The sequence below is a fragment of the Ensifer sp. VA4 genome, assembly GCF_055710065.1.
Genome location: NZ_JBVQPO010000019.1, coordinates 33,842 through 60,831, shown reverse-complemented (window position 1 = coordinate 60,831; position 26,990 = coordinate 33,842). Strand labels below are relative to the sequence as shown.

The window sequence follows — 26,990 nt, the reverse complement described above, 5'->3', positions numbered from 1 at the left end:
TTCGGCCGCTTTCGTCTCATCCCGCTCTAGCTCGTCTCGGTGAACAGTTCCCGGCCGATCAGCATGCGGCGGATTTCGCTGGTGCCGGCACCGATCTCGTAAAGCTTGGCGTCGCGCAGCAGACGACCCGCCGGGTAGTCGTTGGTATAGCCGTTGCCGCCGAGCGCCTGGATCGCCTCGAGCGCAATCGCCGTCGCCTTCTCGGCCGCATAAAGAATGCAGCCGGCCGCATCCTTGCGCGTCGTCTCGCCGCGATCGCATGCCGCCGCCACCGCATAGACATAGGCACGTGCCGCATTCGCCGTCACATACATGTCCGCGAGCTTGCCCTGCATCAGCTGGAATTCGCCGATCGGCTGACCGAACTGCTTGCGCTCATGCAGATAGGGGACAACGACATCAAGGCAAGCGGCCATGATGCCGAGGGGGCCTGCCGAAAGCACCACCCGCTCGTAGTCGAGCCCGGACATCAGCACGCGGACGCCGCCGCCGACGGTGCCGAGCACGTTTTCTGCCGGCACTTCGCAGTCCTTAAAGATCAGTTCGCAGGTGTTGGAGCCGCGCATGCCGAGCTTGTCGAGCTTCTGGCCGGTCGAGAACCCGGCATAGCCCTTCTCCACCATGAAAGCGGTGATGCCGCGTGGACCGGCCGTCGGATCGGTCTTGGCGTAGACGACGAGCACGTCGGCGTCCGGGCCATTGGTGATCCACATCTTGTTGCCATTGAGCACATAGCGGTCATCACGCTTGTCGGCCCTCAGCGTCATCGAGACGACGTCTGACCCGGCGCCGGGCTCCGACATCGCCAATGCGCCGACATGCTCGCCAGAAATTAGCTTCGGCAGATAGCGCGCCTTCTGGTCGTCGTTGCCGTTACGGTTGATCTGGTTGACGCAGAGATTGGAGTGCGCGCCGTAGCTGAGGCCGATCGAGGCTGATGCGCGGCTGATCTCCTCCATCGCCACGCAATGGGCGAGATAGCCCAAGCCGGCACCGCCGTATTCCTCGCCAGCGGTGATGCCGAGCAGGCCGAGCTCGCCCATCTCGCGCCAGATCTGCATTGGAAATGCATTGTTGCGATCGGTCTCGTCCGCCAATGGCGCGATGCGGTCCATCGCGAAGCGCCGCACGCTCTCGCGCAATGCGTCGATGTCCTCGCCAAGCGCGAAGCTCAATCCGCCCTCAAACATGTCTATCCTCCCATCGTGCGGGCCGCGCGGTCTCCTCCCACAGCGGCCGGACGATAACGCTCCATCCTCTACGCGGATCGCGGCGAAAGCAATGATATCAACGCCGCGACATGGCCGGACGATAACACCGCGTTCCGCTAATTTCCTTCCAAAGAGCGGCGAAGCCAAGCACGATATGAAAATGCGAAGGCACCCGATGATTACATCCTGTGCGTGAAGCGGTCGCCGGAGGGGCAACGACACGAGGAACCTGCAGCTTGTGGCGTCACGACCGCGCCGAGCCGTTCGTTTTCGGAAAACCGCTTCGAGACCTAGCGGCCAGCGGCAACGCCCAGCCCCACAAGCTGCGCGAGCACCTCATGGATCACGGCCTGCGGCGGCGGAGAGATGTCCACGGTGACGGTCAAAGGCTCGCCGACAGGGTCTTCCAGCGTCGCGAGCTGCGTGTCGAGCAACGAGGCAGGCATGAAATGTCCCGTCCGGCGCTGCATTCGCCCGGTAAGAACGTCGCGATCGCCGTGGAGATAGACAAAGGCAACAGGCTTGCCGGCACTCTCACGCAACAGATCGCGATAGCTGCGCTTCAGCGCCGAACAGGAGACGACGAGCGGAGCATCACCCGATGCGAGCTGCCGGCCGATCTCCTTCAGCCACGGCCAGCGGTCCGCATCGGTGAGCGGGATGCCCGCCGACATCTTGCGGATGTTCTCCTCGGGGTGAAGTGCATCACCCTCGATGAAGCGGTAGCCGCAGGCGGCGGCGACGGCCTCGCCGACCGAGGTCTTGCCGGTACCCGACACGCCCATCACCACGATGGAGCCGGGAAATGTCAGATAAAGACCGACCTCGGACGCGTGATCGTTCGACATGGCCTCGCTTGCTCCTTGCATCTGCCGCACTGATCCTTCCTGATACCTTTGCGACCACGGACGGACAAGGCGCCGGGGAGCACTTGCGCGCCGGACGCCCCCTTAAATCGCAGCGCGGGGGCGGGCGACGTCGTTGACGCCCTCGCCATCCGGCGCCTGGCCGTAGCTCATGCGACGCATCTGGGCGATGACCCGCTCCATCTCATCGTCGGGGAGCACCGGCGGTTCGCCGAGCGTCAGCGCCTGGACATACATGCGCGACAGGGTTTCGATCTCGATCGCCAGCCAGAGCGCGGACTCGAGCGTCTTGCCGAGTGAGATCTGGCCGTGCTGGCCGAGCAGGCAGGCCGTCCGGTCCTTGAGCGCCACCAGCGCATTGTCCGAGAGCGCCTGGGTGCCGAAGGTCGCATATTCGGCGCAGCGGATCGTCGTGCCGCCGGCGATGCCCGTCATGTAGTGGAAGCTCGGAATGGTCTTGTGATGGCAGGCAAGCGTCGTCGCATAGACGGAATGGCAATGCAGCACGACGTTGATGTCGGTGCGCTCCCTCAGGATATCGCGGTGGAAGCGCCATTCCGACGACGGACGAAGACCAACATAGGTGCCGTCGAAATCCATCTCGACCAGATCTTCGGGCTGCATCGTCTCATAGGGCAGCGACGACGGCGTGATCAGAAAACCGTCGTCGGTGCGCACCGAAAGATTGCCTGCGGTGCCCTGGTTGATGCCGCTCGAGTTCATCCGGCGGCAGATGTCCACCATCTCGCGGCGGAGCGAGAGCATGTCGGTCTTGGTCATCGATATGTCCTTTCGAAGTCGCGACTGGAACCATTGTTGTGCCCGGCGCGCGCTCGGGCGCGCCATTGCGACGCATAGACGGCGACCGCAGGCGAAAGATGCGAAACGTCGCCCGGATCGGCGAGCGACAGCGGCGTGGGACCTTGGCGTTGGCCCTGACTTGCAAGCAGCGCAGCACCGGAGGCCACGCCGTAGGCATCCAGATTGAAGCGGACCCGCCGGTTCGGCATGAGTGCCGCAACGAGGCGGGCATAGAGGGGATCGCGCAGAAAGCTTCCGTCAAGCACGACCAGCGGCCCCGGCCCGAGCGCTTCGATGCATTCCGCCGTCAGCAGGGCACAGTAGATGAGAGCCAGCGCCTTGCGCTCGATCGGGGTCTCCGGTGGCGGCCCGCTAATGCGACCGCGTCCGGCGCTTCCCGAAAAGAGGCCATCGTCATCGCCGAAGGAGGGCAGCGCCATGGTGCGTTTGGTGATCAGGCCCAGCACGACATCGTCCGGGACCTGGGCTGCCGGCGGTGCGGTGCCCGCCACATGCGAAAACTCGCGTCCGCCCATGGTGAGCACACCGCCCAGAGGATTGCCGAAGACGTCGCTGTTCAGCGTCATGCCGCGATGCTCGTCGAGCCGGCCGAGCGGCGTGCGGCCGGAAAAGCCGACGATCCAGGTTCCCGTGGAGACGACGATGAAATCGCCGAGGCCGGCGGCATGGTAACGATAGTGGTTGACGCTGCTGTCGTGGCCGCCGGTCAGCACGCGCAGCCCCTTCGGCAGGCCATAACGGTGGGCAAGCTCCGGACGTACCGGGCCGAGGACCTGCCAGGCATCGGCGAAATCCGGCATCAGCCGTTGCCAGCCGCGCGCGGCGACAATGGGCGCGAACCGGCGTTCGGCGACGTTCCACAGGTGCGATTGCGCGCCGAGGAAGCTTGCTTCCGATGCCGCAACGCCGGATAGCCGCCACGCCCAGTATTGTGGCAAGCCGAGATACCAGCGCGCACCGGCGACCGCATCCGGTGCATGCTCCTGCATCCAATAGAGCTGGCGGGCCTGATGGGTGGCGCTGTGCATCATCGCGCTGCCGCGATCGAAGAAGGAGCCGGCAAGCGGCGCGTAGCCTTGCCGGATCGCCTCCGGCAAAGGCTGCTCGTAGTCGATCATCGGTAAGGCGACGCCGGCCTCCGCGTCGGGATCTGCGCCGACGAGGACGCCACCGGATCCATGACCGGCGGCGACGAAGATTTGCAGCGGATGACGATTGCCGAGCGCTGCGAGGTTGGAGAGGACCCACTCGCCGAGGCTTGCGAGGTCGTGATGTCGCCAGGGCGGCCCCGGCAGCACCGAATTGGCGACGCTCTGCGTTTCCAGAACGACACCGTTTGCAGAGACCGCATTCAGCTTCACATTGGTCTTGCCGACATCGAGCACGGCCACCGTAGCGGCCTCGTCATCCGCCGCGACTGACATCTCTCGCAACCTCCCGTCCTGATCTAACGCGCGCAGAAGCGTTCTAGAGCGGCTCCAACGAAAGCCGCTCTATCTGTTTGTTTTTACGCATTTCCGGACGTAAGCCGCTGCGCGCGTTTGCTGGAAATGCTTTAGATCAACCCGTATTGCCTCGCCTTGTTGCGCAGGAACGGCAGGCCGTTACCCATGACCTCCTCCTCGTCCTTGGCGACGGGTCGCCAGACGGCGAGGCCATAGGCAACTTCCGGCGGCATGTTGATGAAGCTCTCCATCGCAAGGCCGCCCTTGAAGCCGATCGCCGCCAGCGTCGCGAAGATCTCGTCCCAGGCGCAGTTGCCGTAACCGGGCGTGCCGCGATCGCTCTCGGACAGGTGGATGTATTTGATGAAATCGCGCGCATCGAGAATGCCGGTGCCGATGCCCTTCTCCTCGATGTTCATGTGGTAGGTGTCGAGGTGGACGAAGACATTGTCGGCACCGACGCGCTTGATCATGTCGACCGCCTGCCAACCGGTGTTGATCAGATGGTTTTCGTAGCGGTTGACCGCCTCAACGCCAAGCTCGATGCCGCGCATCTTGGCGTGCTTGGCCGCCGCCTGCAGCACGCGCGCGATGTTGTCGTATTCGGCCTCGGTCGGCGGCACGCCGGTGCGCTCGCCGATGCCGCCGTAGATGACGCCGGAGAGCGCCTCGCCGCCGAGATCGGCCGTCTTGTCGATCGCCACCTTCAGGTGCTCGATCGCCGCATCGGGACGGACGGATGCCCAGGCGTGCTCGGGCAGGCCGAGCGAGCAGACGGCGCGCAGCTTGTGTTTCTCGAGCAGGGCCTTGGTATGGGCGGTGTCGACCGCCGGCGGGTTGAGCATCGGGATCTCGATGAAATCCACCCCGTATTTCATCGCCGCGGCGACCGCGCGCTCAGCGCCGGGACGATCCCAATTCATGGTCCACATGCTCGTATGGACACCAAAACCCTGCATGGTCACGTTTCCTTTCTGACAAATGAAATCTTGAACTTGGTCGCCACGAAGCGCAGCACCATGACGCCGGCAAGCAGCAGCCCCCAGACGGCCGTTGCCAGATGCTGGTTGGCGCCGACGAGGTTGAGACCGGAGGAGAGAAGCTGCAGTACCACCAGCGCGACGAAGACGGGAATGACCCGGCCGAAGCCGCCGAACGGATTGACGCCGCCGAGGAAGCAGGCGAGCACCGTGATCAATAGGTAGCTTTCGCCGTGGCCGATGCGCACGGAGTTGAAGCGCGCCAGCATGATGATGCCGGCAATCGCGCACATGGCGCCCGAAAGCGCATAGACGAGCACGATTACCTTGCGAGTGTTGATGCCGGAATAGCGCGTCGCCTCGAGGTTGGAGCCGATCATGTAGGTGTTGAAGCCGAGCTTGCTGCGGGTGAGCAGCACGTGCCAGGCCAGCACGCAGACGACGAAGACGATGAGCGGAACCGGCACCCCAAGGAGCGATCCGTGGCCAAGCGGGCCGATGTAGGCCGGGAAACCTGAGACATCGCCGCCGCGGGTCAGAAACTCGCCGAGGCCACGGAGGAAGATCATCATCGACAGCGAGACGAGGATCGGATGGGCGCGGGTAAAGGCGATCACCAGTCCCATGATCACGCCGCTTGCCGCACCGACGAGGATCGCCAGAACCGAGCCGAGCATGAATGCGGCAGGTCCGGCATCGGCGCCGCCATTTGCCTGCAGCACCCAGGCGAGCGTCAGCCCGGCGATGTTGGCGGTAAAGGTGATCGCGAGGTTGAGGCCACCGGTCAGGATCGGCAGCAGCATGGCGAGCGTCAGCAGGCCGAGCTCCGGAAGCTGGAAGGCGACCGAGCCGAAGGTGGCCGCACTCAGGAATTGCGGCGAGGCGATGCCGAAGACCAGCACAACGGCGAGGAAGGCCAGGCCCGGTCCGGCCATTTCCGGCCCGAGCACGGTCTTCACGCGTTCGACGATCGCGTTCATCGTCCGGCTCCTTTCTGGCTGACGAAGGGCAAGAGCCTTTCGATGCGGGTGTTGGAGAGCGTGATCGCCACGAGGATGATGGCGCCGATGATCATCTTGAAAGCGAAGGGCGACACACCCATCAGGTTGAGGCCATTCTGGGTGATCGAGATCAGGAGCACGCCGAGCACGCAGCCGAGCACCGAGCCCTTGCCGCCGCCAAGCCGCGCGCCGCCGAGGACGACCGCCGCCAGCACGTCAAGCTCGCGACCATAGAGCGCATTCGGCACCACTTCCTGCGCATAATGGGCCTGGATCAGGCCGCCGATCCCCGCCATCAGTCCGAGCCAGCCGAAGGCGATGAACTGCATTGCGCCAATGTTGATGCCGAAGCGGCGGGCGCCTTCCGGATTGTCGCCGAAAGCATAGAGCTGGCGACCGGTGGTCGTGCGGGTGATCAGCACCCAGGTGGCGATGACACAGAGCACCATCACCAAGACCGGCAGCGTGATCTCGATCCAGGTTCCGTCGGCCATCTCGTGTTCGAACAGGATGACGCGGTCTGTCAGCCAGTCCGGCAGGTCGTAGATCGACACGCCCTTGGTGAAGAACATCAACAGGCCGAAATAGATATTGAAGGTCGAGATCGTCGCGACGATCGAGATGACGCGGAAGCGGTGGATCAGGAAGGCGTTGATCGCACCGAGCAGGATGCCGAGCGAACCGGCGATCAGCAGTCCTGAGACCCACCCTCCGCCACCGATCCAGCCGAGTGCGATCGCCGTGCCGTATTGGACGACCGATGCAGCGACCGCGAAGGAAATGTCGATGCCGCCGGCAATCAAAACCACCAGCAGGCCGACGGCGAAGATGATGTTGACCGAACTGATATTGAGCAGGTCGAAGGCATTTCCGAGTGAGAAGAAGTTGGCGGTCGAGACCGACAGCACCGCACTGATCGCGACGATGACGGCGAGCAGCGACACTTCCGTCGCGTGGGTACGGACGAAGCTACGCATAGACAGCTCCTTCGATATCGGCGAGCGAGGACGTGCGCGGATCATAGCTGCCGACAATGCGGCCCTGCGCCATGTGCAGCACGCGATCGGCATTGAAATAGACTTCCGGCACCTCGTCGGAAATCAGGATGATCGCCAGCCCGCTTTCGGCGAGCCGCGCGACGATGTCGAAGATGCCGGCGCGCGCGCCGACATCGACCCCGACGGTCGGAGCGTCGAGGATCAGCAGCTTCGGATCGGTCGCGAGCCACTTGGCGATCGCCACACGCTGCTGGTTGCCGCCCGAAAGCGTCGAGATCGCATCCTGCTGCAGGCCGATCTTGACGCCGAGATCGCCGATCCAGCGAGCGACAAGGCTGCGCTTGCGCTCCTCCGAGAGCAGACCGCCAGCAAGGACCTTGTCGAGTGAGCTGACGACGAGATTGTCGGCGATCGATTGCGGCTGGATGAGGCCGAGCGAAAGCCGGTCCTCGGAGAGGTAGGCGACGCCGGCCCTGATCGCATCGCGATTGGAGGAGAAATGGACAGGTTTGCCCTCCAGCGAGATCGTACCGGATGCGGGCTTCAGCATACCGAAGAGTGTCAGCGCCAGTTCCGTACGCCCTGCGCCAAGCAGGCCGGTGATCCCGAGCGTTTCGCCACGGCGCACCGTCAAGGAAACATCTTCAAACTGGCCAGGGCGCGACAGTCCCTTCACATCAAGTACGACCGGCTGCCCGTCACGCGACTTCGCACGCACCTGTTGATCGAAGGTCTTGCCGGTCATCAGTTCGGTGATGCGCGATTGCGTCATGCCGGCCGCGGGGTAGACACCCACCAGCGCGCCATCGCGCAACACCGTGATGCGGCTCGAAATCTCCAACACCTCGGCAAGCCGATGGCTGACGAAGACGACTGCGACACCGGAGGCGGAGAGCCCACGAACGATGTCAAGCAGGTGATCGGTCTCAGATTGGGTCAGCGATGCGGTCGGCTCGTCCATGAAGACGAGCTTCGCTTCGCCGACGAGAGCCCGGGCGATCGCGACGATCTGGCGCTGGGCGATGGCGTATTCCTTCAGCGGCAGGTCGACGTCGAGCATCACGCCGAGGCGGGCGAGCGCATCCTTGGCGATCTGGCGCATGCGGCCGTAGTCGACGAGCTTCGGCCAGCGGCCGAGCACGGTCTGAAAGGCGATGTTCTCGGCGACGCTCATCTCGGGGAAAAGCGCCAGGTCCTGCCAGATCACCTGGATGCCGCGATCCTGCGCGGTCACCGGAGACATGTGGGAATAGCTCTCGCCGTCATATTCGATCGACGCGCCGTCGGCGGGACGATAGACGCCGGTGATGATCTTGATCAGCGTACTCTTGCCGCAGCCATTCTCACCGGCAAGGCAATGGACCTCGCCCGGACGCACGTCGAAGCTCACATTCTTGAGCGCTCGGACGCCGCCGAAGGTCATGTTGATGTCGCGCAGGGCCAGAAGCGGCTTCTCGCTTCCTCCCGCGGTCGCAAGCTGATGCATGTGCCTGCCCATAAATCGCGTTAAGTTAGAGCGGGATGCGGGCGGAAAGCCGAAAACACCTTTCCTCATCCCGCTCCAGTACCGTTTGAGGGGACTTGCCAGGCCGGCCGGAGCCGGCCCAGCAGCCGGGAGAACCGTTGAGGTCTGTCAGAGACCCATGGCCGCGAGATCTGCGACCGTGTCCTTGTTGATCGGCACGAGCTGGTCGACGATGATGTTGCGGTTCTCGAAGTCGGGCTTGATCTTGCCGAGACCTTCGATCTCGTCGCCCTCCTTGACCTCCTCGCCTTTCATCAGCTTGTCGGCAAGGGTGACGAAGACTTCGCCGGCCTGTTTCGGATTCCACATGAAGCCACCGGAAATCGCGTCGGATTTCACCAGCTTCTGGCCCTGACCGGGGGAGAAGGGACCGAGTACGAAGATCTCACCGACCTTGCGGCGTTCTTCGACGGCGCGGCCGGCACCGATCGGGCCCTGGCTGCCAAAGGCGAGGAAACCCTTCAGGTTCGGATGGGCGGAGATCAGGTCGAGCGCGGTCGACCGGCTCTTGTCGACGTCTTCAGCGACGCCATAGCGATCGCCGACCAGCGTCATATCCGGGTAGTTCTTCTTGATATAGGCGATCGCCGCATCGGCCCAGGCGTTGTGCAGCGGCACGGTCAGGGAACCGACGAAGACGGCGTATTCGCCCTTGCCGCCCATCTTCTCGGCGAGCAGCTTGCCGTGCGCCTCACCGAAACCGGTCGACGACGCCAGTTCGAAATCCCAGTCGGCGCCCTTCTGGCTCGGCGATTCATGGGTGATGACGATGATGCCTTTTTCCTTGGCCTTGGTCAGAACCGGCTCGAGCACCTTGGCGTCGTTCGGGACCACGCCAATGACCTTGACCCCTTGGGCGATCAGATCTTCGATGGCGCGAACCTGGAGCGCCGGATCGGCGCTAGTCGGACCGACCATGAAGGCGTCGACGCCGAGCTTCTGTCCGCGCTCCTTGATACCGGCTTCCATGGCGTTGAACCACGGAATACCGCCGATCTTGACGACGACGCCGACCTTGCCGGCATCCTGAGCAAAGGCGGCTGCAGAGCTGGCAAGCGCCAGCGATGTCGCCAGGGCGGCGACGAGAATTTTCCTGATCATGTCTCTCCTCCACTCGTTCCCGAAGAGGGAACGCGCCCGGTCGCTTCCAAGCGCCGGCCTCCAGTTTCAAACCATCACTGGCGAAGTGCGCCCTCGCCTCCCGGATCACCGCCTCCTCAGACGGCACCACCAAAATTGCACAATCGATATTTCTTGTTTGCACAATCGATGGTGCAAGAACTATTGTGCAGACTTAATCTTTCGTCAAGGGGAAATCGGCACTAAAACGATCAAGGGAGAAAGCGATGGCCAACAGCGGCAAAAAGAAAGCGACGATCTACGACCTGTCGGTGTTGTCGGGCAGCTCGCCCTCAACCGTAAGCGCTGTCTTGAACGGCACCTGGCAGAAACGCCGGATCAAGGAAAGCACGGCGGAATTCATCCGGAGCCTCGCTGAGACGCACCAGTATACGGCCAACCGCCAGGCACGCGGCTTGCGCAGTTCGCGCTCCGGCCTGATCGGCCTGCTGCTGCCGATCCATGACAACCGCTATTTCTCGTCGATGGCGCAGACCTTCGAGGCGCATGTCCGAAGCAAGGGGCAATGCCCGATCGTCGTCAGCGCCAGCCGCGATCCGAAAGAGGAGCGCAAGACCGCGGAGACGCTGATCTCCTACTCGATCGACGAACTTTTCATCTGCGGCGCCACCGATCCTGACGGTGTGCATGAGGTTTGCGAGGCGGCCGGTCTCAAGCACATCAACATCGACCTGCCCGGCACCAAAGTGCCCTCGGTCATCAGCGACAACTACGAAGGCGGGCGGATGCTGACGGAGGCGATCATCCGCCACTTCCAGGCAACGCGCCCGCTCGAACCGCATGAACTCTACCTCTTCGGCGGCCGCAACGACCATGCCAGCCGCGAACGTATCCGCGGATTCCGCGCCGTCAAAAACGAGCTTCTCGGCGCCGATCCGGACGAGTGCATCCAGCCGACCGGCTATGCGCCGAACAATGCGAGGCTGGCCTTCGAGGCCTTCTACGAGAAGCACGGCAAGTTGCCGCGTGGTCTCTTCGTCAACTCCTCGATCAACTTCGAGGGCCTGTTGCGCTTCATGGCGGGACATCCGCACGAGAACTTCGCCGATCTCGTCGTCGGCTGCTACGACTACGATCCCTTCGCATCCTTCCTGCCCTTCCCGGTCATCATGATCCGGCAGGACGTCGAGGGCATGATCACCAAGGCCTTCGACGTCATCGAGGAGGCCCGGCCCCAACCATGCATCCACCTTATCCAACCCGAACTGGTGCAGCCACGAACGGCACTGACCGGCCCGCTCGACGCCTTAAAGGACATCGAGTAAGCCACCCGGCCAACGTTTCCTCGGCTGAACCCATCGGCAAACAAAGAATCTTCTGTACAATCCCTAAATTTCCGCGTATTCATTGGTCATGGATGCAGTGGACAGAAAAATCATTGAAATTCTCGCTGAAGACGCCAGGCGGTCGCTGACCGATATCGGCGCCGCGGTGGAGCTTTCCCCCTCCGCCGTCAACGAACGCATCCGTCGGCTCGTCGCCACTGGCGTGATCCGAAACTTTACGCTTGAGGTCGATCATCGCGCGCTTGGCCTCGACGTGCTGGCCTTCGTCTGGGTCGGCTTGGCGCCGGATGCGGATGAGGCGGCGTTCCGTAGCTTCATGGCCGACCATCCGGCCGTGGCCGAGTGCCACCATGTTACCGGCGCCTGGTCCTATTGCGTGAAGGTCCGGATGCCATCACTTGGCGACCTTGAACCGTTCCTTGCCGAGTTGAAGCAACGGCGGTTCCTGGCGCGAAGCGAAACGGTGATCGCGCTGTCGACCGTCCGGGAAAGCCTGGCGACGACCGCACAGCGCGCCTGACCGGAGGCGCAAAGACTTGCTGCTACATTTTTGAAGTGCTGCGCATGGCCATCCATTGGGGTGTCGAGCCATGCCGCGCCGGAGACCTGCCATGTCTACGTTGTTGTTTGGAAAAAGCCTCTTGCTCGGTCTCGCGATCGCAGCCCCGCTCGGCCCGATGGGGGCGCTCTGCATCAACCGCACGCTGGAACGCGGGTTCTGGGCCGGCGTCGCCGGTGGACTGGGAACGGCCGCTGCCGATGCCACCTACGCAGCCCTTGCCGCGATCGGCTTTGCCGCTTTCGCAGCCGTGCTCTCGATCGTGGCCACGCCGCTTGGCCTGGCCGGCGGGCTGTTCATGATCTGGCTCGGCTTAAGCGGTTTGCGGCCGAAACCGGTGACAGCCGCAGCCGATGTCGGCGGACACGATCTCATCCGCACGACGGCTTCAACGTTTCTCCTGACGATGACCAGCCCGGCGACCATCCTATCCTTTGCCGCGATCTTCGCCGGCCTCGGCCTCGCCAAAACCGGCGACGCACTGAGTGCAGCGATCGTCGTCATCGGCGTGTTCCTCGGCTCGCTCGGCTGGTGGTTTTTCCTGAGCGGCGGGGTCGCGATCGCCCGGACACGGCTGCCCGGCAGCTTCGTCGCCTGGGTGTCGCGCCTTTCGGGCCTCGTCCTGATCGCCTTCGGCGTCATCGCCGTCGGCGCCGCCGCCAAGGGACTGTTTTAGAAAAGCAGAAGGGAGGAAGCGTGCCGATGCGCCCGGTTCAGTAGAACCAGGCGCCGATGTCGCGGAACGCCCGCTTGCTTTGCTCGCGCCGATTGCCCCCGGGCGCGGCCTTGGCGTCCACAACGGGAAGGCGGAAGCCGAAGGGTTCAGCCGGTGCCCCGCCGCGATCGCACCAATAGGCGTCGAGATCCACCATCATCATCTTCCGCCGCTTGAGGCGACGGCGATTGATCACGTGTCTTTCGTTCGAAACCGCATGGATAAAGGCCGCATGACCTTCCGCCACCAGCCCCTGGAGGACGAGCAGCGCCGCATCCTTGGGACGCAAACCACCAAGATCACGCGTTGCCGTGATCAACGCCCGTTTCGCATCTTCGCCCTTCGGCCCCTGCATGCCGCCGATCGCAAGGCTGTAGGTGTCGTCGCCAGAGCGTACGAAGACGAAGCCGACCGTACAAAGCGTGTATTCGTCGCTCTGGCGGCGAAGCCTGATTGCGAAGGCACCCTCGTGACGGGCACCGCAATGGTCGGCCAATTGCAGCTGAATGCGATAGTTCTCAGCGCGACCGGAGACCGTTCCCATCTCCAGCGCGCCTCCCCGCCAGAGCGCCATCAGCGAGCGGCGTGACAGGACCTCGCTCGCGACGTCGAAATGGCTGAGCAGCAAGTCGAGCCGTCCGGACGAAGAGGCACCGTGCAGGAAGAAGGTCGGGATCGATTTGCGCACGAGATCGTCATGCGGCAGCCCCAGGCGATAGCGTTCGCCGAACTCGCCGAGAAAGGCGATCCAGCGCGCAGTAAGGAAGGGATGGCGCACAAATCGCATCGAAAAGACGACGGCGCGTTTCAGGCTGACCCTGAGGCCGAGCTTCAGGACGTGGCCCAGGATCGATGCTTTGGTTCGCGACCGCTCTCGGGCAATCGACCCGGGCAGCGAGCGTCCTGAAGACGATAACGGCGCGCCGCCATGCGTCGTAGTGTCTTGAGCGGGCAACTGCAGGTCCGCGCTGTATTCCTGCCTGATTTCCAGGGACATGGTGCAATCCTCGAGAGCAAACGCTGCTGGCCGGGTTATTCGGCCAGCCTGGGTTTGCCTTCGGACTGTCAAGGAATTGCGGAGAAGCGGTCGGCAAATGAGCGCGGAATCTGCACGCCTGGCGTGACGCCCCGGAGGCCGGCGCCGGCCTTAGGCTGGGACTGCGCGGGGCAGGACGATCGTGATCACGGCGCCGCCGCCGGCGCGGGATGCGAATTCCAGCCGCCCACCATGCGCCTTGGCGATCGCCTGCACGACGGAGAGACCGAGGCCGGTGCCTCCCGTTGCCCTCGACCGTGAGGCATCGCCGCGCCAGAAAAGATCGATCGAATGGGTCGAGACGTCGTCCGGCAATCCGGGGCCGCGATCCAGCAACCGGATAAAGGCCTCGTCAGCCCCGCGTCGGCCCGTCTCACACCGTAGTACCCCGCCACTGGCTGCGTAACGCGTGGCGTTCTCGATCAGCGCCAAAAGCGCCTGGCGCAGGCGTTGCGAATCTCCGGAGACCCGGACCGGTTCCAGCGCCGTCTCGACCGACATGCCGGCCGCGCCAAGCAAAGTGCAGGACGCGCCGAGAACCTGGGTTGCCTCGGCCGCAAGATCGACCGGTTGACACTGCGTGACCAGCTTCTGTCCGGCGGCGAGCGAGAGCGTCCGCAAGTCCTCGACCAGGGCGGAAAGTCCCTCCACCTGCAGCAACAGTTGCTGGACCCTCTCCTGTTCGAGAGGAAACACGCCATCCGCCATGCCCTGGAGGTTGCCTTGAAGGATCGTCAGCGGCGTTCGCAGCTCGTGGGCCACCGCCATCGTGTTGAAACGCAGCCGATTCTCCATGTTTTCGAGCTCGGCCGCCAGTTCGTCGAACGTCTTCACGAGCGTTGCCACCTCCTTGGCACCCTTGCGGATCGATCCGACGCGTACGGCGAAATCACCCGCCCTGAGGTTCTGCGTTGCCTGGGCGAGCACCTCGAGCGGCCGGCTGATCTTGCGCGCCAGCCAGTAGCCGACGAGACCGCAAAATGTGACTGCCGCCGTCCCAAAACCGAGGATAATCTTGTCCACCTCCCAGTTCGCCCAGTCCTCGAGTTCCGGCATGGTCGAAAGCAATTGCTGCAGCGATTCCTGGCTCGGCAGCTTGCCGGAATTGAAATCGGTATAGGCCTGGGCTGCCTCCGGCGGCATCCGCTCAAGCATCTTCGCTTCCAGCCGCGGCTCCATGTAGTCGACGCCGGCATAGATGATGAACACGCTGATGATCAGCAGAACGATCGTCACCAGGGCGGTGAGAATGCCGAGCGGCAGGCGCGAGAGACTGATCTTCATCTCGGCTCCACGAAGCGATAGCCGACACCACGCACGGCGCTGAAGAAACCACAGGCGCCGAGATCGTCCAGCTTGCGCCTGAGATTGGCGATATGGGTATCGACCGTGCGGGCAAGCGCATCGCTGTCCGGCAGGCAGGCATCGAGGATATCGGCGCGGTCGAAGGCATGGGTCGGGCGACGGATCATGTGGGCGAGGATGCGAAATTCGCTGAGCGTCAGCGGCACCGAATGGCGGCGGCCGCTCTTCTCGACGAAGGCGACGTGGGCATCGAGATCGACCTCCACATTCTCGAAGCGAAGCATGGTCGCACCCGCGCCGCTTCGGGTGCGCCGCAGCACCGCGTTGACGCGCGCCACCACTTCCTGCGGATTGAAGGGTTTCACCACATAATCGTCGGCCCCGAGCCTCAGGCCGGTCAACCGGTCGAGATCCTCGGCAAGGGCCGTGACCATGATGACGGGCGTGTTGCCCTCGCGTCGCAGACGGGCGAGGACTTCAAAGCCATCGAGCTTCGGCATGCGGACGTCGAGCAGAACCAAATCGGGCGACAACACCGCATGATGCGTCAGCGCCGTTTCGCCATCGGCCGCACGCACCGTCCTGAAGCCATCGCGCACCAGATAGGCGTCGAGTATCTGCGCGATCTCCGGCTCGTCCTCCGCCAAAAGGATGAGACCCTTGTCGACCATAAACCAACTCCCTGGGCCGATGTTGTGATCTGCAGCTTATGGGACGAATGGATTCGACTTGCAATTCGTCCGGGCAGCACGACCGCCCCTTCGCTGGCTTTCCGGATAGAGCGCCGGACAAATCTCCGCCGTTTCTTGACAATCGGCACCGAGGCGCCAGGGAAATTGATAGATGGCGCCGCCCGTGATCAACCAAAAGATGTAGCCAACAATCGCGTTACTCTACGCGTCAAGCGCACCTTGATCCTCCACCTAGCCTTGACAGGGCGAAGCAAATGTCCGGTCCGCACACACCGACAATCTGCGAGCGACCGGCATGTCCAGCCTTTTTCCATCCACGGCAACATCTTCAGACGGCATCCGATGGTTGCGCGCCAGCCCGCGTCTATGGGTCAGGCAAGCCCGCGCCCGCATGGAAGATCAACCGATCGCCGTTGCGGGCGCGCTGACCATCTGCGCTGCTTTCATCTTCATGGCCTTTCCCGGCATCGATCTCGTCGTTTCGCGCTGGGCCGCATCGGCGGCTGGTGACTTTCCGCTTTCGCGGGAGCCCGCGCTCAGGGCACTTCGCGACTTCAATCGCGTCCTGCCGGTCTTCATTCTGCCGTCCGTCCTGGCGCTGTTGATCATACAGACGATCACGCCGCACCCACGGTTGTTGCGTCCGCACAAGGCATTGTTCTTCCTTACCTTTTACGCCGTTGGCCCCGGGCTGCTCATCCAGACGCTGAAGCGGATGGTCGGCCGCGCCCGCCCCTACGACATCACGGATTTCGGCGGCAGCCTGCCGTTCACACCCGCCTGGCAGGTCTCCAGCGCCTGTTCGCGCAGTTGCTCCTTCGCGTCCGGCGAATCCGCAACGGCGATTGCCCTCGTTGCATTGGCGCTGCTTCTGCCCGTTCGGTGGCAACGCATGGCGATCGTCGCGCTCATCCCATCGATCCTCGCCTTCTCGCTCAACCGGATCGTGTTTGGCGCACACTTCCTCTCCGACGTCGTGCTCGCCTGGCTTCTGATGCTGGCTGATGACGTGGCTCTGGTCGGCCTTCCGCGACAATGGCGAACGCATAGATGCCGCCGTTCAACGGCTCGGGCGGCGGCGAAATCCGTAGATCGCCACTGACGTTCAACTCGGAAAGACCAGCTCGACGGTCGTTCCCCTTCCCGGCTGAGAGAGGATGCGGGCATCGCCCCCGCTTTGCCGGACGAAGCCGTAGACAACGGCGAGGCCGAGACCGGCGCCGCCCTCCTCGTCGCGGGTGGTAAAATAGGGCTCGAACGCCTTGTCCGCGGCTTCCGGCGACATGCCGATCCCCTCGTCTGTCACGGAGACGACGACGTCGCCCTCCATCCGAGCGGCCCGGATCAGGATCGTCCCGCCCTCAGGCATCGCGGCAGCGGCATTGAGGCAGAGATTGAGGATCGCCTGCTCGAAGAGGGCGGCATCGAGCTGCACATTGGGCAGGCCGTCGGCGATCTCGAAGGCAAGACGGCATTTTTCGCCGACGGCGATTTCCAGCACGTCGGCCATGCCGCGCAGCACCCCGCCGATCTCCAGCGTGCCGGGCTGGATCGGGTGCTGGCTGCCCACGGACAACATGCTCGAGGCAAGCGAACGGCCGCGATCGGCCGCCTTGCGGATGCGGGCGATGTGACGCTTCTGCCGATCGTTGAAACCGGTGTCCCTTTCCAGAAGCCCTAGGCTGCCGGTGATGATGCCGATCATGTTGCCGACTTCGTGGCTCACTTGGTGCGTCATGCGCATGATGCCGTCGAGGCGCTGGGCCTTTGCCGCTTCAGCCTCCTGCCGATCGATGTCGGTCACGTCCCGGGCAAGCAGCACGATGCCGCGATCCGGCTGCCGCGACAGCGAAACCTCGATCACGTGGCCGACCTCGGACCGATGCCGCAGGACAAGTCGGTCGTCGAGCGTGCCCGCGTCGCGATCGGCCGGCAGCAGAGCCGGGTCGATCTCGGGCATCGGGCTCACGAAACTGCGCAGCGGCAGCTTCCTTGCCGAACCCGGCCACCCGACGAGCTCCATGACGCGGCGGTTCATCGTGATCGGCTTGCCGCTGGGATCGAAGAGCGCGATGCCTTCGTTCATGTTGCGAAAGGTTGAACGGATGGTGCGCGCGGCGGCCTCGGCCGTCCGACGGAGCCGCGAGACGCGCTCGACGCTTTCTCGAAATGCGCTGAACGCCTCCAACAGCCGAACGAGCTCCGTTTCCGTCCCCTTGTAGGTCGGCGCGTCGACGTCGCGGCGCCCCTCCGCAAGCGCGTTCATCCCATTGGACAGCGACACGATCCCACGCGACACGCGCATGACGGAGCGAATGGAGAAGACTGCCATGACGAGCACGAGGAGCGCGGCGACGGCGACGATGACCAGCAGGCGGCTCAGAGCATCGGAGGTCGAAACGAGATCGTCGTTGAGGCCGCGGGCGACGGCCTCGCTCTGCGTTTCCGTCGCATGCGAGAGGTCGCGCGACACGCTGTGCAATCGCGCCACAGCCGCGCGAATGGCGAACATCTCCAAGAGATATTGCGTCTGAGCTTCGAAAACCCGTTCGTAAGGCGCGAGTTCGGCGGCGGAAACCCGGATATCCGGCGCCGCATGCTCGAGACGCGGCACCGTTTCGGCAATGTAGCGGCGGCGCAATTCACCGAGCTGGAACAGGCTGTCCGAGTTGGATGCCGATTGTACGATCCCATTGAGGCGGCGGCGGAAGTCGGCGTCGGCCATGCCGCTGCCGATCGCGATCTCGCCAAGCGCGGCGGCCGCTTCCGCCTTGTGCTGCTGGGCCGATTCGGCGTCGCCGGCCAGCGTCATCGTCTGCATGCGGATGGTCTCCAGGAGCTCGACGATATGAGCACTGGCAAAGCCCTTGGCGGCCGCGTCGCCATCGTGCGGCACCATGGCGCGCAGCAGCGCGTCGACCTGCGTCACGACCGACCGGCTTTCGCTCGACACGCGATAGGGAGAGGTCGCGTTCATCAGGAACGGTGCGCTCGACACGAGGTCGGAAACCTGGCGGGAAACCAGGGAAGCCCTTGCAAGGCTGGAAAAGGCCTGCAGCCCGTAGGCCGCCATCTCGTCGCGCGCCCGTTGCAGGCCGAAGACCGCAACCGTTGCAAGGCCGAAGACAAGGACGCAGATGAAGACGATCGCGAAGGGCAGCCGGAAGGCGATCGACGAGAGAAAAGGGCGAACGATCACGATTTCGGCTCGCCGTCGTCGGTATCGAGCACGTAGCCTTTGCCGCGTCTCGTCTTGATGTGGCGCGGTAGATCCGGATTGCGCTCGATCTTGCGGCGAAGCCTGAGCACGAGCACATCGACGTTGCGGTCGATGTAGCGATCGCTTTCGGCGCCGAGGCGGTCGAGGATCTGCGCGCGGCCAACCGGCGTGTTCGGCGTTTCTGCGAGGATTTCCAGAAGGGCGAACTCGGCGCTCGTCAGCGATCTGGAGGGATCCGTCAGGCAAATCGCCCGGCGGCTCCGGAGGTCGATCGACCAATCGCCGAGCTTCATCGATGCAGGTTCAGGCTCGCGCTCGCTTTCCCGCTCAGGCTTGAGCGAAGGATGGGTGCGGCGCAGGACGGCCTTGATGCGCGCCGTCAGCTCGATCGGCTCGAATGGCTTGACGACGTAATCGTCCGCCGCCGTCTCCAGGCCCAGCACCCGATCGGCAGCGCTGCCGGCCGCCGTCACCATGACGATGCCGATATTGGTGCGCGCCCGCAGCCTTTGCGCAAAGGTGCGGCCCGAAGTGCCCGGCAAATTATGGTCGACAAGCACGAGATTCACCGCCTCGCGCGCGAGCACATTGGCCGCCGCCTCCGCCGACGGCGCTGTAAGCGGTAGCCAGCCTTCCGCCTCGACCAGATCGGAAATAAGCTCCGCCATGTCCGGATCGTCCTCGACGATCAGAATCCGTATCCTTTCACTCAGCATGCACGTCCTCCCGCCCCCATCATAGGCGGGGCCGTCTGAATGTTCAAAGCAGCTCGCATTATCTGATTTGTCATATTTGTAATCTTTGTAATTTTGAAACGGCGGAGAGCGCCCGAAGCTGTAAGAACCGTAACCATTCTGCGGGTTGCGGCAGGCGGGGAATATCGACATCCTGACTGCGGAGATTGGGACGGCAGCGTTCCGAAGAGGAGGACATCGTGAGAGGCATCACCGCAATCGGCGCGGGCGTGGCGCTATGGCTATGCGCCGCCACAACAGGCATGACGGCGCCGGCGCTCACCGTGTTGTGCGGTGTCGACGAAGCGTGGTGCGCCACGATGAAGACGGCGTTCGAGGCGAAATCCGGCCTCGAAATCTCGATGACGCGCATGAGCACCGGCGACATCCTCAACCAGCTCCGCGCCGAGAAGGACGGCCCGACCGTCGATGTCTGGTGGGGCGGCACGGGCGACACCCATCTGCAGGCAGGGTCCGAGAACCTGCTCGAAACGTATAAACCGGCGCATGAACGCGACATGCTGCCCTGGGCGCAGAACTTCTTCGCCATCTCCGGCGGCCGATCGGCCGGCATCTACGCTGGGGCGCTTGGATTTGCCTACAACGCCGATCTCCTGCATGCACTGAAGTTGCCGGCGCCGACCTGCTGGAAGGACCTCGCAGACAGCGCCTATCGCGGCCGTATCCGCAGCGGCAACCCGAATTCCTCCGGTACCGCTTTCACCACGCTTGCGACGCTGGTCCAGCTTTTCGGTGAAGAGGAAGCCTTCCGCTTCCTGTCGGCGCTCAACCGCAACATCGACCAGTACACGACGGCCGGCTCCGCCCCGGTGAAAGCGGCCGCACGCGGAGAAACGCTGATCGGCATTTCCTTCATGCATGACGCCGTCACCCAGAAGCAGGCGGGCTCGCCGCTGGTCATCGTCGCGCCCTGCGAGGGGACCGGTTACGAGATCGGAGCGGTCAGCATCGTCAAGGGTGCCCGTCATCTGGAGACGGCGAAGATCTTCGTCGACTTCGCGCTGAGCCCGGAGGGCCAAGGCACCGGGGCGGCCTCCGGGCAGAACCAGGTGCCGTCCAATGCGCGCTCGAACCTACCGCTCGCCGCGCCCGATATCTCGATGATCAAAATGGTGGATTACGACTTCGCCACCTTCGGCTCGCCGGAAGAACGAAGTCGCTTGCTCGAAAGGTTCGACGCGGAGATCGCCGCGACGAACTGACTGGCCCTTAGCCAACTCGCACAACCAAAAATCGTGAACGTGCTGCCCGCCGGGCAGGCCGATGGCCGCCCTGCGCGCCCCGTGTTCGCGTCAAGTTTCAAACAGGCAACAGGAGGATGCCCCAATGAAAACGATGACCCTTTCCCTCATGCTCTTCGCCGGAACGGCGCTCAGCGCGCTTTCGGCCCAGGCTGCCGGCAGCCTCAATCTCATCTGCTCGGCGGACGTGGTGATCTGCGAGCAGATGACCGGCGATTTCCAGAAGGAAACCGGAATCAAGGTCAACATGGTTCGCCTGTCCTCCGGCGAGACCTATGCCAAGATCCGCGCCGAGGCGCGCAATCCGAAGACCGATATCTGGTGGGCCGGTACCGGCGACCCGCATCTGCAGGCCGCTTCCGACGGCCTGACGCTCGAATACAAATCACCGATGCTGGATCAGCTTCACGATTGGGCAAAGAAGCAGGCCGAAGGCTCCGGTTACCGCACGGTCGGCGTCTATGCCGGCGCGCTCGGCTGGGGCTACAACACCGAGATCTTCTCGAAGAAAGGCCTGAAGGAGCCGAAGTGCTGGGCCGATCTGCTCGACGCCTCGCTGAAGGGTGAGATCCAGATGGCGAACCCGAATTCGTCCGGCACCGCCTACACGGCGCTTGCCTCGCTGGTGCAGATCATGGGCGAAGACCAGGCCTTCGACTATCTGAAAAAGCTCAACGGCAATATCGCGCAGTACACCAAGTCGGGCTCGGCGCCGGTAAAGGCAGCCGCGCGTGGCGAAGCGGGCCTCGGCATCGTCTTCATGCATGACGCGGTGGCGCAGACCGCCGAAGGCTTCCCGATCAAGGCGATCGCGCCCTGCGAAGGCACGGGCTACGAGATCGGCTCGATGTCGATCATCCGCGGCGCCAAGAACCTGGACAATGCCAAGGCCTGGTACGACTGGGCGCTGAAGCCCGAGGTCCAGTCGCGCATGAAGGACGCCAAGTCGTTCCAGCTACCGTCCAACAAGTCGGCCGAAGTGCCGAAGGAAGCACCGAAGTTCGAGGACATCAAGCTGATCGACTATGACTTTGCCACCTTCGGCGACGCCGAGAAGCGCAAGGCGCTGCTTGAGCGCTGGGATCGTGAGATCGGCGCCACCGCCAACTGATCCTCCGGACAGGCTCGGCCGGATGATCGATCCGGCCGAGCGGCCCAGCGCTCGTCCGTCGCCTCCGCGGCGACGCCACGTCACACCATTCTCATTTCAATTCACGCGAGGACCGTCATGGAACATCGCAACCGCAGGCTCGACCTCGCGCTCGGGCTCGGACTGGCCGCATTCTTGGCTGTCCCCTGGTATCGCATCGAAGGTGGCTTCTTCGGGCTCGGCTGGATCGCCGATTTCCCCGGGGACCCGGCCGTTGCCCCCGGCCTGATGCAGATCTTTGCGCATGGCCGGCCGTGGCTGGTCGTGGCACTGGTGCTGCTCGGCATCTGCGCGGCGGCGCGCTTTGTGAGCGATCCCGCACGCCGTGGGCTTGTGCTTGCTATCGCCGGCGCAACGGGTGTCCTCTATCTCGCCCTTCAGGGGCTTGCGATCGGCTTCACCGGCTGGACGTGGACAGTCAGCGAGGTCCTGTTCGGGCCGCTTTCGGACGGGCAGCCATCGATGGGCGCCGGCGCCGTATTCCTGGCACTTGCCTTCATCCTGATATTCGCCTTCGGGCTTGCCGAGCGTGGCGTGCTCAAGGGAGATGCCTTCATCGTCGCAGCGATCTCGCTGCTCGTTTCTCTGGTCGTCGTCTTCGTTTTCTATCCGGTCGGCAGCATGTTCGCGGCTTCCGTCCAGGATTTCGACGGCTCGTTCAAGCCGGACGGGTTCATCCGCAACATCCAGGATGCCTCGATCTGGAGCTTGCGCTGCGTCGTCGGCGAGGGCCGCTGCGGCGTTGCCTGGCGAACCCTGTGGCTGGCACTGATGACGGCGTCCGGTTCGACGCTGCTCGGCCTCGCCTTCGCGCTGGTCGCCACCCGCACGCGCTTTCCCTTCAAGAAGGGCATGCGGCTCTTGACGGTGCTGCCGATCATCACGCCGCCCTTCGTCATTGGCCTGGCGCTGACCCTGCTTTTCGGCCGCGCCGGCGTCGTCACCGAATTTCTCTCCGATGTTTTCGGCGTCGAGCCCGGCCGCTGGCTCTATGGGCTCACCGGCATCTGGATCGCCCAGGTTCTCTCCTTCACGCCGATCTCCTTCCTTGTGCTGATCGGCGTCGTCGAAGGTGTCAGCCCGTCGATGGAGGAGGCGTCTCAGACGCTGCGCGCCGATCGCTGGCGCACCTTCTGGAACGTCTCGCTGCCGCTGATGAAACCCGGCCTCGCAAACGCTTTCCTCATCGGCTTCATCGAAAGCATGGCCGATTTCGGCAATCCGCTGGTGCTCGGCGGCAGCCACGGCGTGCTCTCGACCGAAATCTTCTTTGCCGTCGTCGGCGCGCAGAACGATCCCTCCCGCGCCGCGGTTCTCGCGATCATCCTGCTCTGCTTCACGCTCTCGGCCTTTTTGGCGCAGCGCTACTGGCTCGCCGGCAAGAACTATTCGACCGTCACCGGCAAGGGCGACTCCGGCGCCCACAGTGCGCTGCCGCGCTCGCTGTCGATCGGCGTTCACGCCGTCGTCATCCCCTGGATGATCTTTACCGTGGTCGTCTACGGCATGATCCTCTTCGGCGGTTTCGTGAAAACCTGGGGCCTCGACAATTCGCTGACGCTCGACCACTACGCCAAGGCTTTCTCGATCTCCGTCGTGGACGGCGCGATCGCCTGGACCGGCGTTGCCTGGAACTCCTTCTGGACGACCATGGAAATCTCGCTGATCGCAGCGCCCCTGACGGCGTTGGTGGGGCTGCTCACTGCCTATCTCATCGTGCGCCAGCGCTTTGCCGGCCGCGACGTCTTCGAGTTCGCGCTGATGCTGAGCTTCGCCATTCCCGGCACCGTCATCGGCATCAGCTACATCATCGCCTTCAACCTGCCGCCACTCGAAATGACCGGCACGGCGTTGATCCTCGTCGCCTGCTTCGTCTTCCGCAATATGCCGGTCGGCGTGCGCGGCGGCATTGCGGCGATGAGCCAGCTCGACAAGAGCCTCGACGAGGCGTCGCTGACGCTTCGGGCAACGAGCTTCCGCACGCTGCGCAAGGTCATCCTGCCGCTGCTGAGGCCCGCCGTCGTCGCCGCCCTCGTCTACTCTTTCGTCCGGGCGATCACCTCGATCAGCGCAGTCGTGTTCCTCGTCAGCGCCGAATACAACATGGCGACCGCCTATATCGTCGGCCTCGTCGAAAACGGCGAGTTCGGTGTTGCGATTGCCTATTCCTCCGCCCTCATCTTGGTGATGATCACCGTCATCACCGGCCTGCAGCTCCTCGTCGGCGAACGCAAGCTGAGGCGGGAGAACCGCGTCTTCGGCGCCGCTCCCGCCCGTCCCGCCACCACCATCTCCCAGGAGAAAACCGCATGAGCACTCACATGAGCGCCCCGCGCACCGGCTCTGTCGTCTTTCAGAACGTGCGCAAGCAGTTCGGCGCCTTCACCGCTATCCACGACCTGTCGCTCACCATCGAACCCGGTACGCTCGTAACCCTGCTCGGGCCCTCCGGCTGCGGCAAGACGACGACGCTGCGCATGCTGGCGGGCCTCGAGCACCCCTCTGCTGGAAAGATCCTGATCGGCGGCAAGGACGTGACCATGCTGCCGGCCAACGAGCGCGACGTCTCGATGGTCTTCCAGTCCTATGCGCTCTTCCCGCACATGTCGGCGCTCGACAATGTCGCCTATGGGCTCGAGTCGTCCGGCATCAAGAAGAAGGAGGCGCGCGAGCGTGCCGAAGAAGGTCTGCAGCTCGTCGGCCTTGGCGGTCTCGGACAAAGGCTCCCGGCCGAGCTTTCCGGCGGACAGCAGCAGCGCGTGGCCGTTGCCCGAGCCCTCGTGCTTGAGCCGCAGGTGCTCCTCCTCGACGAGCCGCTTTCCAACCTCGACGCGCGCCTGCGCCGCAGGGTGCGCACCGAGATCCGCGAATTGCAGCAGCGGCTCGGCTTTACCGCCGTCTACGTCACCCACGACCAGGACGAGGCGCTCGCCGTTTCCGACCGCATCATCGTCATGAAGGACGGCGCAATCGCCCAACAGGGCGCGCCGCGCGATCTCTACGAGGCGCCCGCCTCCACCTTCATCGCCGACTTCATGGGCGAGGCCAATGTGTTGCCCTGCGAGGTCACCGCGACTGACGCCGGCCAGGCGACGATCCGTGTCGGCGGCCTCGAGCATCGCCTGCAGTCGAGAAGTGCTCGGCCCGGTCCGTCGAAACTCGCCGTCCGACCGAATGCGGTGACGCTGACGCCGGCCAAGGGTGCGGCCCTTGCCGGCACGATCAGCAGCGCCGCCTATCTCGGTAGTCACGTCGAATACGAGGTCGAAACGCCGGCGGGCCTGTTGTTTGTTGTCGATCAGGCGGTCGAGGAAATGCTATCTCCGGCAACCGAGGTCGCCATCGGTTTCCGCAACCGCGGCCTTGCTTTGATTGACGCCTGAATTTTCAAACTGGATACGAGAGGGACACTTGCATGACTTCTGAAATTGCCGGCCTCGACGCCCGCTTCGCGCTTGCCAGATCCATGGCCGAGGAGGCCGGCCGGCTCGCCTACGATTATTTCCTCAAGCGGGAAACGCTTGTCATCGAAACGAAGCGCGACGCGCACGACGTTGTCTCGATCGCCGACCGCAACGTCGAGACCTTGATCCGCGACAAGATCGCCGCGGCATTTCCGGACGATGGCGTGCTCGGCGAGGAACACGGGCTTCTCCACGGCACGTCCGGCTTCACCTGGGTGCTAGACCCGATCGACGGCACCACCCCCTTCGTCAACGGCATGCCGAACTGGTGCGTGTCGATTGCCGTTGTCCATGCGGAAAAGCCGGTCATCGGCGTCATCCATGCGCCGTGCCATCAGGAAATCTATGCCGCGGCAACGGGCCGCGGCGCGACACTGAACGGCAAGCCGCTTCGTCTCGACGGCACACGCACGATCCGCAACGCCGTCACCGGGCTTGGCGCCAACGACCAGGTGAAACCCGCCGAGATGGGCGCCATCGTCGAGCGCCTGCTTTCAAACGGCGGCAACTTCATGCGCAACGGCTCCGGCGCGCTGATGATCGCCTATGTCGCCGCTGGCAGGCTGGTCGGTTACTACGAACCCTGTATGCATGCCTGGGATTGCCTCGGTGGCTACTGCCTGGTGAACGAAGCCGGTGGCTGGACATTGCCCTTCCCGACGCGTGGCGAGGCTTTGACCCATTGGGCGCCGGTCCTGGCGGCTGCGCCCGGCGCAGTCGACGATCTGCTGAAAGTCGCCAATCTTGAAAGGACGGCGGCCTGAGCCCTTGGCGCACTCATGATTGACCGGTCGGCTTGTCAGCCTTTAGCCCGAACAGGCCGCCGATCTCCATCGGGAAGGGAAAGACGATCGTCGAGTTCTTCTCGCCCGCAATCACGTTGAGCGTGCTCAAATAGCGTAGTTGCATCGCCTGAGGCTGCTGGGACAGGATCTCCGCAGCCTCGAGCAGCTTGGCCGCCGCCTGCTGCTCGCCCTCGGCATTGATCACCTTGGCGCGCCGCTCGCGTTCGGCTTCCGCCTGGCGGGCGATCGCGCGGATCATGCTCTCGTTGATGTCGACATGTTTGATTTCGACCGTCGCCACCTTGATGCCCCAGGCATCCGTCTGGCTGTCGAGGATCTTCTGGATGTCCTCGTTCAGCCGGTCGCGCTCGGCCAACATCTCGTCGAGATCGTGTTTGCCGAGCACCGAACGCAGGGTCGTTTGCGCCAGCTGGCTGGTCGCCATCATGAAATCCTCGACCTGGATCGTCGATTTCTCCGCATCGATGACGCGGAAGTAGATCACGGCGCTGACGCGGACCGAGACGTTGTCATGGGAGATGACGTCCTGGCTTGGCACGTCCAGCACCCGGGTTCGAAGGTCGACCCGCACCATCTGCTGCACATAGGGCACGAGCAGGATCAAGCCCGGCCCCTTGACGCCGGTGAACCGCCCGAGCGTGAAGACCACCCCGCGCTCGTATTCGCGCAGGATCCGGATCGCATAGGCGATGACGAGAATGATGAGCACCAGCAACGCGGCAAAAGGAGCAAGGCTCCCGAACATGTCCATGACCATTCCTCCATTCCGGCTT

24 protein-coding genes are annotated in these 26,990 nt (G+C 63.8%); 9 read left to right on the top strand and 15 right to left on the bottom strand.

Annotation, left to right across the window (positions count from 1 at the left end; genetic code table 11):
* Nucleotides 1-26: 26 nt before the first annotated feature.
* From AC0C6X_RS27145 to AC0C6X_RS27105, 9 genes are all read right to left on the bottom strand, one after another.
* Nucleotides 27-1,190, bottom strand: a complete 1,164-nt coding sequence (locus AC0C6X_RS27145) for an isovaleryl-CoA dehydrogenase (protein ID WP_472956175.1) — start codon at nucleotides 1,188-1,190, stop codon at nucleotides 27-29.
* Between the two features lie 311 nt (nucleotides 1,191-1,501).
* Nucleotides 1,502-2,059 (bottom strand): gluconokinase, encoded by a 558-nt coding sequence (locus AC0C6X_RS27140; RefSeq protein WP_472956174.1) that lies wholly within the window; start codon nucleotides 2,057-2,059, stop codon nucleotides 1,502-1,504.
* Between the two features lie 102 nt (nucleotides 2,060-2,161).
* Nucleotides 2,162-2,857 (bottom strand): class II aldolase/adducin family protein, encoded by a 696-nt coding sequence (locus tag AC0C6X_RS27135; RefSeq protein ID WP_173518791.1) that lies wholly within the window; start codon nucleotides 2,855-2,857, stop codon nucleotides 2,162-2,164.
* On the bottom strand, nucleotides 2,854-4,323 hold the full coding sequence (locus AC0C6X_RS27130; RefSeq protein ID WP_472956173.1) for an FGGY-family carbohydrate kinase: 1,470 nt from the start codon (nucleotides 4,321-4,323) through the stop codon (nucleotides 2,854-2,856). The genes AC0C6X_RS27135 and AC0C6X_RS27130 overlap by 4 nt, the downstream gene beginning before the upstream one ends.
* Before the next feature lie 131 nt (nucleotides 4,324-4,454).
* The gene (locus AC0C6X_RS27125; RefSeq protein WP_173518793.1) at nucleotides 4,455-5,303 is read right to left on the bottom strand and encodes a sugar phosphate isomerase/epimerase family protein; all 849 of its coding nucleotides are present in this window, start codon (nucleotides 5,301-5,303) and stop codon (nucleotides 4,455-4,457) included.
* 2 nt (nucleotides 5,304-5,305) lie between these two features.
* Entirely contained in the window at nucleotides 5,306-6,304 is a 999-nt protein-coding gene (locus tag AC0C6X_RS27120; protein WP_472956171.1) for an ABC transporter permease, read from the bottom strand.
* Nucleotides 6,301-7,302 carry an ABC transporter permease gene (locus AC0C6X_RS27115; protein WP_472956170.1) on the bottom strand — a complete coding sequence of 334 codons (1,002 nt, stop codon included), beginning with the start codon at nucleotides 7,300-7,302 and terminating at the stop codon, nucleotides 6,301-6,303. Before AC0C6X_RS27115 ends, AC0C6X_RS27120 begins: the two co-directional genes overlap by 4 nt.
* Nucleotides 7,295-8,809: a sugar ABC transporter ATP-binding protein gene (locus tag AC0C6X_RS27110; RefSeq protein ID WP_472956169.1), complete on the bottom strand. Its 1,515-nt coding sequence runs from the start codon at nucleotides 8,807-8,809 to the stop codon at nucleotides 7,295-7,297. Before AC0C6X_RS27110 ends, AC0C6X_RS27115 begins: the two co-directional genes overlap by 8 nt.
* A gap of 147 nt (nucleotides 8,810-8,956) precedes the next feature.
* Nucleotides 8,957-9,949, bottom strand: a complete 993-nt coding sequence (locus AC0C6X_RS27105; protein WP_173518797.1) for an autoinducer 2 ABC transporter substrate-binding protein — start codon at nucleotides 9,947-9,949, stop codon at nucleotides 8,957-8,959.
* A 245-nt stretch (nucleotides 9,950-10,194) separates the two neighbouring features.
* Between AC0C6X_RS27105 and AC0C6X_RS27100 the strand changes: the two genes are divergently transcribed.
* The 3 genes from AC0C6X_RS27100 to AC0C6X_RS27090 all read left to right on the top strand — a co-directional run bounded on the left by AC0C6X_RS27100 (nucleotide 10,195) and on the right by AC0C6X_RS27090 (nucleotide 12,509).
* Nucleotides 10,195-11,253 carry a LacI family DNA-binding transcriptional regulator gene (locus AC0C6X_RS27100; RefSeq protein WP_173518798.1) on the top strand — a complete coding sequence of 353 codons (1,059 nt, stop codon included), beginning with the start codon at nucleotides 10,195-10,197 and terminating at the stop codon, nucleotides 11,251-11,253.
* An 88-nt stretch (nucleotides 11,254-11,341) separates the two neighbouring features.
* Nucleotides 11,342-11,794 carry an Lrp/AsnC family transcriptional regulator gene (locus tag AC0C6X_RS27095; protein ID WP_173518799.1) on the top strand — a complete coding sequence of 151 codons (453 nt, stop codon included), beginning with the start codon at nucleotides 11,342-11,344 and terminating at the stop codon, nucleotides 11,792-11,794.
* A gap of 91 nt (nucleotides 11,795-11,885) precedes the next feature.
* Entirely contained in the window at nucleotides 11,886-12,509 is a 624-nt protein-coding gene (locus AC0C6X_RS27090) for a LysE family translocator (protein ID WP_173518800.1), read from the top strand.
* A gap of 37 nt (nucleotides 12,510-12,546) precedes the next feature.
* On the opposite strand, the gene AC0C6X_RS27085 is transcribed toward AC0C6X_RS27090, so the two are convergent.
* The 3 genes from AC0C6X_RS27085 to AC0C6X_RS27075 all read right to left on the bottom strand — a co-directional run bounded on the left by AC0C6X_RS27085 (nucleotide 12,547) and on the right by AC0C6X_RS27075 (nucleotide 15,560).
* Nucleotides 12,547-13,545: a DUF535 family protein gene (locus tag AC0C6X_RS27085; protein WP_472956167.1), complete on the bottom strand. Its 999-nt coding sequence runs from the start codon at nucleotides 13,543-13,545 to the stop codon at nucleotides 12,547-12,549.
* A gap of 150 nt (nucleotides 13,546-13,695) precedes the next feature.
* Nucleotides 13,696-14,868 carry an ATP-binding protein gene (locus tag AC0C6X_RS27080; protein WP_472956166.1) on the bottom strand — a complete coding sequence of 391 codons (1,173 nt, stop codon included), beginning with the start codon at nucleotides 14,866-14,868 and terminating at the stop codon, nucleotides 13,696-13,698.
* Nucleotides 14,865-15,560: a response regulator gene (locus tag AC0C6X_RS27075; RefSeq protein WP_472956164.1), complete on the bottom strand. Its 696-nt coding sequence runs from the start codon at nucleotides 15,558-15,560 to the stop codon at nucleotides 14,865-14,867. The genes AC0C6X_RS27080 and AC0C6X_RS27075 overlap by 4 nt, the downstream gene beginning before the upstream one ends.
* Before the next feature lie 412 nt (nucleotides 15,561-15,972).
* On the opposite strand from AC0C6X_RS27075, the gene AC0C6X_RS27070 reads away from it, so the two are divergent.
* Nucleotides 15,973-16,683 carry a phosphatase PAP2 family protein gene (locus AC0C6X_RS27070; protein ID WP_472956163.1) on the top strand — a complete coding sequence of 237 codons (711 nt, stop codon included), beginning with the start codon at nucleotides 15,973-15,975 and terminating at the stop codon, nucleotides 16,681-16,683.
* A gap of 3 nt (nucleotides 16,684-16,686) precedes the next feature.
* Here AC0C6X_RS27070 and AC0C6X_RS27065 read toward each other — a convergent pair whose 3' ends face one another.
* Together AC0C6X_RS27065 and AC0C6X_RS27060 are read right to left on the bottom strand one after the other, a co-directional pair.
* Nucleotides 16,687-18,780 (bottom strand): two-component system sensor histidine kinase NtrB, encoded by a 2,094-nt coding sequence (locus AC0C6X_RS27065; RefSeq protein ID WP_472956160.1) that lies wholly within the window; start codon nucleotides 18,778-18,780, stop codon nucleotides 16,687-16,689.
* Nucleotides 18,777-19,517, bottom strand: a complete 741-nt coding sequence (locus AC0C6X_RS27060) for a response regulator transcription factor (RefSeq protein ID WP_173518806.1) — start codon at nucleotides 19,515-19,517, stop codon at nucleotides 18,777-18,779. The genes AC0C6X_RS27065 and AC0C6X_RS27060 overlap by 4 nt, the downstream gene beginning before the upstream one ends.
* 218 nt (nucleotides 19,518-19,735) lie before the next feature.
* On the opposite strand from AC0C6X_RS27060, the gene AC0C6X_RS27055 reads away from it, so the two are divergent.
* From AC0C6X_RS27055 to AC0C6X_RS27035, 5 genes are all read left to right on the top strand, one after another.
* Complete coding sequence (locus tag AC0C6X_RS27055; protein WP_247958724.1) at nucleotides 19,736-20,758, top strand: ABC transporter substrate-binding protein; 1,023 nt, start codon at nucleotides 19,736-19,738, stop codon at nucleotides 20,756-20,758.
* Nucleotides 20,759-20,882: 124 nt separating this feature from the next.
* Nucleotides 20,883-21,908, top strand: coding sequence for an ABC transporter substrate-binding protein (locus AC0C6X_RS27050; RefSeq protein WP_173518807.1), 1,026 nt, complete (start codon nucleotides 20,883-20,885; stop codon nucleotides 21,906-21,908).
* Between the two features lie 117 nt (nucleotides 21,909-22,025).
* Entirely contained in the window at nucleotides 22,026-24,260 is a 2,235-nt protein-coding gene (locus AC0C6X_RS27045; protein ID WP_472956156.1) for an ABC transporter permease, read from the top strand.
* 8 nt (nucleotides 24,261-24,268) lie between these two features.
* Nucleotides 24,269-25,330, top strand: coding sequence for an ABC transporter ATP-binding protein (locus AC0C6X_RS27040; RefSeq protein ID WP_472956181.1), 1,062 nt, complete (start codon nucleotides 24,269-24,271; stop codon nucleotides 25,328-25,330).
* A gap of 32 nt (nucleotides 25,331-25,362) precedes the next feature.
* Nucleotides 25,363-26,175: an inositol monophosphatase family protein gene (locus AC0C6X_RS27035; RefSeq protein ID WP_173518809.1), complete on the top strand. Its 813-nt coding sequence runs from the start codon at nucleotides 25,363-25,365 to the stop codon at nucleotides 26,173-26,175.
* 13 nt (nucleotides 26,176-26,188) lie between these two features.
* Here the strand turns inward: AC0C6X_RS27035 and AC0C6X_RS27030 are convergent, their stop codons facing one another.
* Nucleotides 26,189-26,968: a slipin family protein gene (locus AC0C6X_RS27030; RefSeq protein WP_173518810.1), complete on the bottom strand. Its 780-nt coding sequence runs from the start codon at nucleotides 26,966-26,968 to the stop codon at nucleotides 26,189-26,191.
* Nucleotides 26,969-26,990: the final 22 nt, after the last annotated feature.